Source organism: Dethiosulfatibacter sp. (assembly GCF_983023055.1).
Genome location: NZ_CEZJXU010000001.1, coordinates 1 through 13,117, shown reverse-complemented (window position 1 = coordinate 13,117; position 13,117 = coordinate 1). Strand labels below are relative to the sequence as shown.

The window sequence follows — 13,117 nt, the reverse complement described above, 5'->3', positions numbered from 1 at the left end:
ATACACTGGAACTTGAGGTGATATAAAGTAAATTTTATTATTTGTACGCGCATGGTTCAAATACTGTCTGTTATTGGGATATGAAACGGGAAATATAGATTGATTATTAACAGACAATGTGTTAAAATGAGTGGAATTTAGCACTTTTGTATTATTTTAAGAATAAGGCTTAAAAGTATCTACCGGATAACCGTAAAATATCCTGACTACGAAAGATATCTAATGCAATAATTAATATTACGGTTTATGGTGTAGAAAACATCATATATATTTTTGTGTTGAGATTTCTTTTTGAGAGATCTTTTTTTAATGCAAAAATACTGATAAGGAGTGTTTATCATTAATAATTATATTGAAAAGAATGAGCTGGTAAAGGCAGCGATGGGCAAGGAGCAATTTGATCTTGTAATAAAAAACACTCAACTTGTGAATGTTTATACTGGTGAGATAATTAATTCAGTTATAGGCATATTAAAAGGTTATATTGCATATGTCGGATTTAAAGATGAAGAATTGGATGCCAAAGAATATATCGATGCGAAGGGAAAATATACAGTGCCTGGGCTTATTGATGCTCACATGCATATTGAGAGTACCATGGCGACTCCAAGTGCTTTTGCAGAAGGTGTACTTCCACATGGAACAACAACAATAGTGGCTGACCCACATGAAATTGCAAATGTTTTTGGTGCCGAAGGTGTAGAAATGATGCTGGATGCATCGGAGGAACTGCCTCTAAAAGTTTATATGATGATTCCTTCTACGGTTCCTTCATATGAAGGCATGGAAACATCTGGAGCTTCAATATGTGCAGATGACATCAAAAGATTAATTGATCATGAACGTGTATTGGGATTAGGTGAAGTGATGGATTTTTGGGGAGTTGTTAACCAGGATGAAAAAATCACTAAGATTATAGACGAAATAAAAAATAGAGACGGAATAATCGAGGGTCATACTCCAATATTCAAAGGAAAAGAACTACAGGCCTTTATTGCAGCAGGAGTTGATTCTGACCATACTATAATGGACAGGGAAAAGATAAAAGAAAAACTCAGAAGTGGAATGTGTGTTCAGATTCAGGGTAGATTCATTACTCCGGATTTAATGGATTATATTAATACATTGGATAATTTTTCAAATGTATTATTGGTTACGGATGATGTAACTGCTGATAGATTAAGTAAGACAGGGCATTTGGATGGACTCATCAGAAAAGCAATCTCTTGTGGTCTGGACCCTGTGAAAGCGGTTACAGCAACTACCATTAATGCTGCAAGACGTATGAGACTGTATAACCTTGGTGGAATTGGACCGGGAAGAATAGCAGACATATTGCTTTTGGATTCTTTGGAAAAATTTGAAATTAATACAGTTATTACCAATGGAAAAATAACTGTGAAAAACAATGAATTATTAGTGAAAATAAAAAAATCTAAATTTCCTCAAAATGCTTACAATAGTATAAAGATGAATGAATTGAATGAAAGTGATTTTAAAATCACAACAAAAGCTAAAAAAGGCAGTGCAAATGTAAATGCCATAGTAGTCAATGAAGAAGGATCATATACAGTTAAAGAAACATGTGACGTTGAAATTAAAGACGGGATATTGGATATATCTTCTGAAGATTTGTATTATATGGCAGTATTTGAAAGACATGGAGTAAAAGGAACAAGAAATATTGGACTGATTAAAGGTATTGGAGATTTTAAAGGTGCAATTGCTACTACCTATGCACATGATTGTCATAATTTAGTTGTCATAGGCAAGGATAAAAGTGACATGACTATTGCTGCAAATAAACTAATAAGTATTGGTGGTGGAATGTGTGCAGTACTAAATGGTGAAATTTTGTCCGAAGTTGAACTTCCTATAGGTGGTATACTTTCCAACAAGAATATCGATGAGATATCAGCAGAGTTAAATAGCCTGGTAAATACAATAAAAGAACTTGGAATAAGGCACAAAGAACCTATAATGATATTGACTATTCTTGCATTGGCGGTTTCACCAGAGATTAAAGTAACCGATTTAGGGATTGTTGATGTGTTGAATAAAAAAATAATTGATTTGATTAACTTCGAAGAGGAGAAAATTGATGAATAATAGAAAAGGGATAATGAAGCTGGCTCTACCAGCTATTTTATTGTTAACCTTGTGTTTTATACTCCCTACATTATTTGTAATATCGAAGGTAATTAAAGACGACGGTATGAAATATTTTGTGAAGTTTTTTACTGACGAATACTATAGAAATATTTTGTTTTCTACATTGGCTACAGCATTGAAAGTGACTCTAATAGCTTTGATGCTTGGTTATCCGACTGCGTATTATTTAGCCAGAACAAAATCAAAGTATAAAAATTTAATGCTTATGGCTACGATTTTACCATTTCTGGTAAGTGCATTGGTTCGAGCATATGGATGGATTGTAATTTTGGGAGATACGGGTATACTTAATCAGCTTTTGATGAATACGGGTATTATAGATGAACCTATAAAGATCTTGTATACTATGAATGGAGTCATAATTGGATTGGTTCATTTGCTTATTCCATATATGATATTATCCATTGCAACAGTACTTCAAAATATAGCTCCTAATATTGAATCGGCTGCTCAGAGTCTGGGAGCAAATTCATGGCAAACATTCAGGAAAGTGGTTTTCCCATTGAGTTTGCCAGGAGTAATTACGGGATCCATACTTGTATTCACAGTCAGCATGACTGCCTTTGTAACACCAAAGTTATTGGGAGGTCCAAGGATAAAACTAATGAGTACAATGGTTTATCAGGAAGTACAAGTTACATTTAACTGGGGTATGGCATCGGCAATTAGTTTCATACTACTGGGAACTATTTTGTTGATACTGGTATTATCAAATGTATTAACACATAAATCAATGACTAAATTGGGAGGTGGCAATTAATGCAGCGTAAACTTGATTTGGGAGCAAAGATTATATCTTATTTAGTATATTTTTTTCTTGCAGCCCCTCTTATAATAATTATTTTAGCATCATTTAGCCCTACAGCTTATTTGAAATTTCCACCGGAGGAATTCTCTCTTAGATGGTATAAAAACATATTTAATTCTTTTGGATTTGTCGAAGGATTTATCAACAGTATGGTATTAGCATGTCTTACCACATCTATTGATTTAGTCATAGGAATATCTGCTGGATTGTGCATTGCTAAATATAAGTTTAAAGGCAAGGAGTTTTTGACGAATTTTTTCACATCACCAATGTTTTTGCCGGCCATAACTTTTGGATTTGTTCTATTGCAGGTATTTAGCATGTTTTTCAGAGTGCCGGCATTTGTTAAACTTACAATTGGACACTGTGTCATAATACTGCCATATATTGTTCGGAATGTCATATCGGTTTCAATAGGATTCAACTGGAAGCTGGAAGAAGCAGCACGAAGCCTTGGGGCCAATGCTTTTCAAACTTTTAGTAAAATAACACTGCCCTTGATTAGACCAGGAGTAATTGCAGGAGCACTTCTTTCTTTCTTGTATTCTCTAGATGATGCAACTTTAGCACCGTTTCTAACAGAACCTGGATTTGTTACATTACCGGTTAGAATGCTAACATATATGGAATTTGCATTTGATCCAACTTTAGCAGCTATATCAACGGTATTGATTGTTTTGTCAGTAAGTGCAATTATAATAATGGAAAAATTTGTCGGTTTAGACATGTTTTTGAAGTAAATGGAGGATTTGGATGGCATATTTAGAGTTAAAAGGTATAACTAAGAAATTTGGTGATTTCACTGCGGTGAAAGATATGAATCTTTTAGTCGAAAAAGGTGAGTTTGTTGCACTTCTTGGTGGAAGTGGATGTGGTAAAACCACTACACTAAGGATGTTGGCAGGATTTATTGAACCAACTGAAGGTATTATATCTATCAAAGAAAAAGAAATTAACAATGTACCAACAAATAAAAGAAATATAGGAATAGTTTTTCAAGATTATGCATTGTTTCCACATATGACAGTGTTTGAAAATATTTCTTTTGGATTGAAACTCCAAAAACAAAAGAATGATTATATTAAGGAAAAAGTCGCAAGTGTTCTTTCAATGGTTAAACTGGATGGATTGGAAATGAGATATCCAAGAGAATTGAGTGGTGGTCAGCAACAACGTGTTGCTGTTGCACGTGCACTTATTATGGAGCCTGATGTATTGCTTCTTGATGAACCCCTCAGTAATCTAGATGCAAAATTGCGTGAAGAAATGCAGGTTGAGATTAGAAGCATACAACAAAGTATTGGAATAACTACTATTCTGGTTACACATGACCAGTCAGAAGCTATGTCAATAGCAGACAGAATTGTCATTATGAACACTGGCGAGATAATACAAATAGGGTCACCTAAACAGGTATTTGAAGAACCTTCATCACAGTTCATTGCTGATTTTATGGGTTATACTAATTTCATAGATGGAGAAATAGAGAGTATTGATGAAAAAGCAGGAGTATGCATAATTAATTCTTCAGGTAAAAAAATAAAAGCTCAATACAATAAGAACATGAATTGTTCAGTAGGTGAAAAGATCCAATTCTCAATAAGACCCGAGAATATCAGAATAGTTGATGGGATGGATAATACTTCTGAAAACACTTTTGTTGTTGGTATTAAAAGTGTTAGTTACAAAGGTGCAGTTACAAGAATAATCACGGATGACTTTATGGGAGTTGATTTATGTATTGATATTGCTGACTTTTCCGAAAAAAATGTTGGCAATGAAATCACAATAAAACTACCCTGTAAAAATATAAAATTTTTCAAAAAATAAGGAGAAAAGAAAATTATGAGTAGGAAACAGATTAGAATTATTGCAACATTAATGCTTGTCGCACTATGTGGATTTGCCTTTACAGGTTGTCAACCAGAGGGACCAACACAACTTGTTGTAGCAACTTGGGGTGGATCGTCAGAAAAAGGACTTACAGAGATAGTTAAAACTTTTGAAGAAGAAAACAACGTAGATATCGTATTTGATATCGGTAATAACTCTGATAGATTGAATAAAATAAGAGCGACAAAGGATAATCCTGTAGTTGATGTTGCCCTTATGACTGATTGTTTTTCAGTAATGGGTAATGAAGAAGGTTTATTCGAGAAATTCGATGCAGCTAAGATTCCAAACATTGAAAATTTATATGATTATGCCATAGATCCTAATGGATTTGGTCCAGCTTATTCAGTTGTATCATATGGTTTAGTATATAATTCTGAGCTAGTGGAAAAAGTTCCTACCTCATGGGCTGATATGTGGGATCCTGCATATGAAAATAAGATTTGTATTCCTGATATAACTAGTACTGCAGGTCCTATGCTCCTAGTTAAAGCGGCTGAAATGAACGGCGGAAGCATGGAAGATATTGATGCTGGATTTGAAAAAATGGAAGAATTAAAGCCTAATATTTTCAATTTCTATACAAGTGTCAGTGATGTAATCACTATGTTTGAAAGAGATGAAATTGTAATGGCTCCTTTCATGGATATATTTGTACCAATCATGCATTTCTCAGATCTTCCTGTTGAAATAGCAGTACTGGATGAAGGTAATTTTGCTGGATACAATACAGTGAATATAGTAAAAGGAACAGAGAACAAAGAAATAGCAGAAAAATTCGTAAATTTCATGCTTGAATCTGAAACTCAAGCTAAAATTGCAGCATCTTTATTTGAAGCACCTACAAATGTAGATGTTGAAATATCTGAAGACGGCGCTAAGTATATGTCCTATGGATCTGAAAAAATCGAATCTTTAGTTATGTTTGACTGGAGTTATATAAATAATTCTAAATCAGAATGGATTGAAAGATGGAACAAAGAAATCACAGCAGAATAAAGTTTGGTTACACAAGATAAAAATTTAGCGAAATTTAATTAATAATAGCGCCATCTTACCAATTTATTAACGTATATTGGCAAGATGGCTTTTTTTGTCCAATGTACTTGAATAAAACTGAATAGTGTTATATCATTTATCCACAAAGTATAAATACAAGGAGCATAAAATGGGAGAGATGGTAAAAAGGGTCCATGCCGTATGGTTCAGTCCTACGGGAACAACACAAGTAACAGTTGAAGCAGTAGCAAAATCAATATGTAAAAATATTGGTGCAGATATAGTATTTAAAAGCAAAAGTTTTACTTTGGCAGGGGAAAGGGAGAAGACCTTTGAATCCAATGAAAATGACATAGTAATACTAGGAGTGCCAGTATACGCAGGAAGGGTGCCGAACATTCTTCTTAAGTATCTGAACACCATGAATGGCAATGGTGCCCTTGCTGTACCTATAGTACTCTATGGAAACAGAAATTATGATGATGCTTTGATAGAGCTAAAGGATATAATGGAAGATAGAGGATTCAATATTATTGCTGCAGGTGCATTTATTGGAGAGCATTCATTTTCGAAAATTCTGGCAGAGGGCAGGCCTGATGGAAAGGATATTGGAATTGTAGAAAGCTTTGGTACTCAAATATCAGAAAAGATTAAAGACGACAAGGTAGATGGATGTATTGATATCAAAGGTGACAAGCCATACAGAGCATACTACAGGCCAAGGGATTTAGAAGGGAACGTCTACGATTTCAGAAAGATAAAGCCTAAGACCAATGAAAATTGTACCGACTGCAAGATTTGTGTGGATATATGTCCCGTGGGATCAATAGACAGTGATGATGTTTCTAAATTCACAGGAATATGCATAAAATGCGGAGCTTGTGTAAAGAAATGTCCCGTTGGAGCAAAATACTATGATGACGTGAACTATCTGAAACACAAACATGAGCTTGAAGAGGAAAATAAAGGCAGGAAGGAGCCTGAATTTTTCATCTAATACAGTTCCTTTGTTTAAATAAATGAACAATAATTTTAACAATGATTTGAAATTTCCTTCGAATAGGGATAAAATGTATATAAGAACAAAAATACTATTCAGAGGTGATTTCATGAAAACTACATACAACAAACTTGTAAGGGATAAAATTCCCCAACTCATCGAAGAAAGCGGGAGAAAACAGACATCGAGAAAATTGAATGATGAAGAGTATTTTAAGGCTCTCATTGACAAGGTAATTGAAGAAATCAAAGAATACAGGGAAACAGACAATGAGGAAGAACTGGCTGATGTTTTTGAAGTTCTTGATAACATAGTTAAGTTCAAGGATTATGAGCCCATGCATATCGATTATTTAAAAATCAAGAGGAAAGAAGCTCGTGGAACATTTGACGAAAGAATATTTCTTGAAGAAGTAGAAGACAACGAATAATCAATAATCGGAGGAAGTTCATGAAAATAGGTATTATTTCTTTCAATTCATCCTTTGCTGATGCTGAAATGCTGGACAAGACTCTTAGGCCTTTCGTTGAAGAAATTGAAGAAAGGGCGGGATGCAGTTTTGTGGAAGTGATAGGTGATGATTTAGACCGGTACGACATGGTTATATCCTTTGTTAAAACTGGAGGAACCGAAAATCTTTTCAAGGAAGTTTATAAGAAAATTGGTGCACCTTATGTCATATTGTCTACAGACAACAGTAATTCACTTGCAGCATCAATGGAGATTTTGTCCTTTCTAAAGCAAAACGGACTTAAGGGTGAAATACTTCATGGAAATCCGAACTACATAGCTACAAGGATAAAGATACTCTATAAGGTTGTAAAGGCAAGAAAAAAACTTAGAGGAGCAAGGTTTGGAATAGTGGGAAAACCTTCGGACTGGCTCATCGCAAGTGATGTTGACTATGAAGGATTATATGATAAGGCTGGAATAGAGCTTGTAGACATTACTATCAAGGAACTTAAGCATGAAATCAACAACAAGCACAAATATGAAAATAAATATGTAAATGATCTGAAAGGTAAGAAGTTTGATGAGAAGGAAATTGAAGATGCCCTATATATCTACGGAGCACTAAAGTTCTTGACTGAAAAGTATAATTTGTCAGGACTTACATTGAGATGTTTTGATCTTTTGGGTGACGACATACACAATACAGGATGTCTAGCACTTTCCATCCTCAACGGAGAAGGAATTCCTGCAGGATGTGAGGGAGACATTCCGGCATTGATATCAATGGCGATTATTCACTACCTAACAGATAATCCAGTTTTTATGGCCAATCCTTCAAAAATTGATGTTGAAGAAAACAAAATAGTATTTGCTCACTGTACACTTCCGATAAACATGCCTGAAAGCTATGAACTTGATACCCATTTTGAATCAGGAATAGGTGTAGCATTGAGGGGCAAGATATCTTTGGGAGATGCAACGGTATTCAAAGCTTCTGGAGATCTTGAGAGTTATTTTGTTTCAGGATGTGAAATTCAAAAGAACCTTTCACAGAATAATCTCTGCAGAAGCCAGATAGAGCTTCTAATGAACAAGGATGTAAACTACTTCTTAAGGGAAAGCATTGGAAACCATCACCTTATAGTTAATGGAAACTATACGGGACTGGTGGATGAATTTTTCATGTATTTGTAAGATGTATTGATTAAAAGATAAAAATTTACCAAAAAATTCTCTCGAATCGCCGAGAGAATTTTTTAATTGTCGTAAAAACCAAAAGGATAGACTAAAAAGCATAAAATTTTTTATAGAAACAATTGTTAATATGAGTTAATCTAGTATCAGACTAAGTCTTATAGTGGAGGAAATCATATAATGGAAGAAAAAAACAGCAAATGTTGTGAAAATACAATAGGAAACAAAACCATAAAGAAATGTTCATGCATGGGCAATAATCTCGATAAGCTCATTCAGCCAGTAGTACTTGAAATACTTATGCAGGAAAGGCTTTATGGTTACAAGATACTCAAAAAGATAGAAGAAAAATGGAGCCTTGGGGGAGATGTGCCTGACAGTACTGGAATTTACAGAACCCTAAGCAAAATGCAGGGACAAGAAATACTTACCTTTGAGTGGGAAACCCAGGAGACTGGACCTGCAAAAAAAGTTTATTCAATAACTGAAGAGGGCAGGAAATGTTATAAATCATGGATAGAGACCCTTAAAGGTTATCATAAATATATTGGAAATATAATTGAAGAAGGCGAAAAACTTATATAATAGGAGAAATGGAGATTATGAAAAGTAAAATTGATTTAGCATACAATTTGGCATTGGAAGGAAAAAGAATAGACGAAAGTCTTCTCATTGAATTTCTTGAACTGGATTCGGATTCTGAAAATGCAGTTTATCTTGGAGAAAAAGCAAGAGAACTGGCTGGAAAGGTTGTAGATAACAAAGGAAAAATCTGGGCTTCCATAGGTATTGACTACCAGACATGTTCCATGAATTGTGACTTTTGCTCCTTTGGAGAAGAATGGAACTTGTTTGAAGGAAGGCATGAATGGACAGATGAGGAAGTAATAGACCAGGTAAGAAAATATGTAATAGAGGGTGCCTCATGGGTGACTTTGAGGACTACCCAGTACTATGGAGTAGACAGGTTGAACGACCTGGCTAAAAAAGTCAGAAGGGAAGTCCCTGGAGACTATGGATTGGTTGCAAACACTGGAGAGTTTGGAAAACTCAAAGCCAAGGAAATGAAAGAATCGGGAATAAATATAGTTTATCATACATTGAGATTAGGGGAAGGAAAGGATACCAAATTTGAAATACAGGACAGACTGGAAACACTTTCATCTGTTCAGAATACGGATATGTCCCTTGCCTACCTTGTAGAACCGGTAGGACCTGAACATTCAAACGAGGAAATAGTTCGGATCTTTAATACCGGATTAGACTACGGTGCGGTTTTGTCAGGTGCAATGGCAAGAGTATCCATAAAGGGCACACCCCTTGAGGAAAAGGGGGAACTGTCTCCTGAAAGACTGGCACAGATTGTAGCGGTTACACGAATCGGAGCAGGGAAAAATGCACCGGATATCTGCGTCCACCCACCAAGCAGACAGGCAATGGAATGGGGAGCAAATGTTGTAGTTGTTGAAACTGGAGCAGTACCCAGGGCTGAGAAAGAATGCTGCAGTGACTGGGACAGGTTTGACGCCAATAGAGCAAAAACCTGGTTTGAAGAAGCAGGTTATGAAATTGATTAAGAATATTATGAAAAAAACAACAGCACTGGTCTTGATTCTTATATTTCTGTTGACTGGATGCGGTAGCACTCAGGAAGGTTACAAGGTTGGAACGTGGAAGACGGCCCAGACCATACAGCCCTTTTATTACAAGGATTATCTTGAAGACGATATAGAGGTTCTGCCATTTACAAATCCGGGAGACCAAAAAACAGCACTGTTGGCCGGCAACCTTGACATGACGGGAACAACCCTTGTGACAGCCATAACTGCTGCATCAAAGGGTGAGCCAGTAGTTATAGTGTCATCACTGTGCAACAAGTGCTCCGCTCTTGTAGTAGGAACAGATTCAGGAATAGAAAAAATTGAAGACTTGAAGTATAAAAGGATTGCATATGTGCCTGGAACAATGCATCATATACTGCTTCTTGAAACACTGGAAAAGGCAGGACTGGATCCTGAAACTGACGTGGATTTGATAAGGATTGACTTCTTCGATATGGGTCAGGCACTGGCAAATGGAGATATAGATGCTTTCTGTAGCGGAGAGCCATTTCCATCTGTGGCGGAAATTGAAGGTTATGGAAAGGTGATTGCTTATCCATATTTTGATGATTCCATTGGTACAATAAACGGTGCAATGATAACAACAAAAGACAGGATAGAAAATTCGAAAGATAAGATTCAAGCTCTAGTTACAGCACATGTGAAATCCAGTGAGCATCTTAAGCTGGAAAGGGAATTTTGGATGTCTGAAGCTGCAAAATTCGGTACGGACGATGCGGTTCTGGATATAGCTGTTGGCAACATGGAAATTGCATGGAATATAGATGAAGAGTATATATTAAAGGCTGAAAAACTAGCTAAAAGAATGATGGAGCTTGGCATCATAGACAATATTCCTGACATGGAAGAGCTTTTCGACACAAGTTTTGTTGAAAATGCAATGAAATTACATGAGTTAAATCCAAAATAAATAATAAAATAGAGGAGGTTTAAATGAATAGGAGAAAGTATATAGGATTGATAGTTCCTATGATTTTATTAGCTGTATGGTATTTTGCTAACCTGTTAAATCTTGTTCCCTCCTATTTGCTGCCTTCACCTTTTGGTATTTTAAAAATAGGATGGGACTTTATTGCTGGAAATATGGATTTGACCCCATATTCCGGCACTTTTTATATACACTTTGCAGCAAGTATAAGTAGGGTGTTGGCTGGATTTTTGATTGCGTCAATCTTGGGAATATTGCTCGGATATGCATCAGGTAGAAGTGATAAATTCAACGGACTTGTAAATCCTTTCATAAATGGGCTTAAGGCGGTTCCTGGAATAGGATGGCTTCCTGTTGCCCTCGTATGGTTTGGAGTAGGGCAGAAGACTGCAGTTTTTTTAATTGCCCTTGCAGCGTTTTTTCCTGTATATATCAATGTATGTGCAGGTGCTGCAAAGGTCCCTGAAATATATATAAAAAGTGCAAAAATGATGGGTGCGTCAAAATCCAGAATATTTTATACTGTAATATTGCCTGCATCACTTGATTCCTTGATAACGGGACTGAGACTTGCTTTGGGAGTATCCTGGGCTTATCTGGTTCTTGGTGAAATTACAGGAGTATCACAGGGACTTGGAGCGGTTATGATGGATGCAAGGATGCTTGGACATATAGATGTCGTAGTTATGAGCATGGTAATAATAGCAATACTTGGATGGATCAGTGATTATATTCTTGTAGGAATATTTAAATTTCTTTCAAAACTTAGGGGACGACATTATGGAATATGAAAAAATATTGGAAATAAAAAATCTCAACAAAGAATTTGAAAACAAGAATGGTAAAATAATTCTCTTCGAAGATTTCAACCTTAATGTAAAAAAAGATGAACTCGTAGTTCTTTTAGGTCCCAGTGGTTGCGGTAAATCCACTTTTCTTGAGATGGCCGCAGGATTCGACAATGATTATTCCGGTGAGTTGTTGTTTGAAGGAGAAAAGGTGAAAGGAACTTCAGGTGACAGGGCAGTGGTCTTTCAAAAAGATGCACTTTTTCCTTGGTTAAACGTATATGACAACATAGCCTATGGTCTGAGAATCAGGAGGATGAATGAGGGCAATATAAAAGTAAAAGTCATGGATGTTCTTGAAAAAGTAAATCTTGCAAGCTATTCTGATTACTTTATGGAAGAACTATCTGGAGGTATGAAGCAGAGGGTTGCGCTGGCAAGGGTATTGGTTCTGGAACCAGGCATGCTTTTAATGGATGAGCCCTTTGGAGCCCTTGATTCCTTCACAAGGCTTAAGATACAGGAGCTTATGGTTGAAATAAGAAAGATATATTATCCTGCCATTGTTTTCATAACCCATGATATTGATGAGGCTCTTCTACTTGCGGATCGCATAGTTATGCTTAGTGCAGGAGAAAAAGGGAAGTATATGGAAATAATTCCTGAGTTTGAAGGTGAATGTAAAAATCTTATGGATAAGTCCATGGATGAGAAGTTTAATTATTACAAGAGAGAAATATTAGAACACTATTCAAACAACAACAAAAATATGATATAATGAATACTTATTAAGCAATATTTAGATTTATTATAAGTTAATTGAAGTTATCATCCAAAGGGGGATGAAAATGGTTAATGAAATTAGGACGATGCTTACAGAATCAAAAGAACTTGCTCTTGAAAATCCAGGTAAATCATATGATCTTGCTGTAAGAGCCTATGAACTAGCTGAAAAAAACGGTCTTGAAATTGAAAAGGGACAGGCCTACTATAAAATGGCCTATGCATGCCGGGTCATGTCGGATTATTCAAATGGTCTTGACTATGCTTTTAAAGCTTTGGATATTTTTAAGGAAAACAACCATATAGAAGGAATCATAAAAGCTAGAAATATTATAGGTATCATATATTTTTATTTTGGAGATTATTCAAGTGCTCTTGAAAACTTTACCAAGGCTCTTGAGGATCTTGAAATAAATGAAGACGTGAACTTGAAAGCTTCAATACTTAATAATATTGGAGAAATATATAGGGAAGCAA

The 13,117-nt window shown here is 35.6% G+C and carries 14 protein-coding genes and 1 riboswitch; all 14 genes read left to right on the top strand.

The window, feature by feature from the left end:
* Positions 1 to 126 precede the first annotated feature (126 nt).
* Positions 127 to 229: riboswitch (purine riboswitch) on the top strand.
* Between the two features lie 101 nt (positions 230 to 330).
* Complete coding sequence (gene ade, locus AC3AX0_RS00070) at positions 331 to 2,109, top strand: adenine deaminase (RefSeq protein ID WP_487548258.1); 1,779 nt, start codon at positions 331 to 333, stop codon at positions 2,107 to 2,109.
* Entirely contained in the window at positions 2,102 to 2,932 is an 831-nt protein-coding gene (locus AC3AX0_RS00065) for an ABC transporter permease (protein WP_487548257.1), read from the top strand. Before ade ends, AC3AX0_RS00065 begins: the two co-directional genes overlap by 8 nt.
* Complete coding sequence (locus AC3AX0_RS00060) at positions 2,932 to 3,720, top strand: ABC transporter permease (protein WP_487548256.1); 789 nt, start codon at positions 2,932 to 2,934, stop codon at positions 3,718 to 3,720. Before AC3AX0_RS00065 ends, AC3AX0_RS00060 begins: the two co-directional genes overlap by 1 nt.
* A 13-nt stretch (positions 3,721 to 3,733) precedes the next feature.
* Positions 3,734 to 4,810 carry an ABC transporter ATP-binding protein gene (locus tag AC3AX0_RS00055; RefSeq protein WP_487548255.1) on the top strand — a complete coding sequence of 359 codons (1,077 nt, stop codon included), beginning with the start codon at positions 3,734 to 3,736 and terminating at the stop codon, positions 4,808 to 4,810.
* A 15-nt stretch (positions 4,811 to 4,825) separates the two neighbouring features.
* Positions 4,826 to 5,872, top strand: coding sequence for an ABC transporter substrate-binding protein (locus AC3AX0_RS00050; protein ID WP_487548254.1), 1,047 nt, complete (start codon positions 4,826 to 4,828; stop codon positions 5,870 to 5,872).
* 178 nt (positions 5,873 to 6,050) lie between these two features.
* Positions 6,051 to 6,869, top strand: a complete 819-nt coding sequence (locus tag AC3AX0_RS00045) for an EFR1 family ferrodoxin (RefSeq protein WP_487548279.1) — start codon at positions 6,051 to 6,053, stop codon at positions 6,867 to 6,869.
* Positions 6,870 to 6,981: 112 nt separating this feature from the next.
* On the top strand, positions 6,982 to 7,302 hold the full coding sequence (locus tag AC3AX0_RS00040; RefSeq protein ID WP_487548253.1) for a nucleoside triphosphate pyrophosphohydrolase: 321 nt from the start codon (positions 6,982 to 6,984) through the stop codon (positions 7,300 to 7,302).
* A gap of 20 nt (positions 7,303 to 7,322) precedes the next feature.
* The gene (locus tag AC3AX0_RS00035) at positions 7,323 to 8,519 is read left to right on the top strand and encodes a hypothetical protein (RefSeq protein ID WP_487548252.1); all 1,197 of its coding nucleotides are present in this window, start codon (positions 7,323 to 7,325) and stop codon (positions 8,517 to 8,519) included.
* Between the two features lie 180 nt (positions 8,520 to 8,699).
* A complete protein-coding gene (locus tag AC3AX0_RS00030) occupies positions 8,700 to 9,104 on the top strand; it encodes a PadR family transcriptional regulator (protein ID WP_487548251.1) in 405 nt (134 codons plus the stop codon).
* Positions 9,105 to 9,121: 17 nt separating this feature from the next.
* A complete protein-coding gene (locus AC3AX0_RS00025; RefSeq protein WP_487548250.1) occupies positions 9,122 to 10,096 on the top strand; it encodes a radical SAM protein in 975 nt (324 codons plus the stop codon).
* Positions 10,097 to 10,103: 7 nt separating this feature from the next.
* The gene (locus tag AC3AX0_RS00020; protein WP_487548249.1) at positions 10,104 to 11,051 is read left to right on the top strand and encodes an ABC transporter substrate-binding protein; all 948 of its coding nucleotides are present in this window, start codon (positions 10,104 to 10,106) and stop codon (positions 11,049 to 11,051) included.
* Positions 11,052 to 11,074: 23 nt separating this feature from the next.
* The gene (locus tag AC3AX0_RS00015) at positions 11,075 to 11,860 is read left to right on the top strand and encodes an ABC transporter permease (protein ID WP_487548248.1); all 786 of its coding nucleotides are present in this window, start codon (positions 11,075 to 11,077) and stop codon (positions 11,858 to 11,860) included.
* Positions 11,850 to 12,635: an ABC transporter ATP-binding protein gene (locus tag AC3AX0_RS00010; RefSeq protein WP_487548247.1), complete on the top strand. Its 786-nt coding sequence runs from the start codon at positions 11,850 to 11,852 to the stop codon at positions 12,633 to 12,635. The genes AC3AX0_RS00015 and AC3AX0_RS00010 overlap by 11 nt, the downstream gene beginning before the upstream one ends.
* Before the next feature lie 70 nt (positions 12,636 to 12,705).
* Positions 12,706 to 13,117: tetratricopeptide repeat protein (locus AC3AX0_RS00005; protein WP_487548246.1), on the top strand; the 412-nt coding region annotated here is incomplete at its 3' end.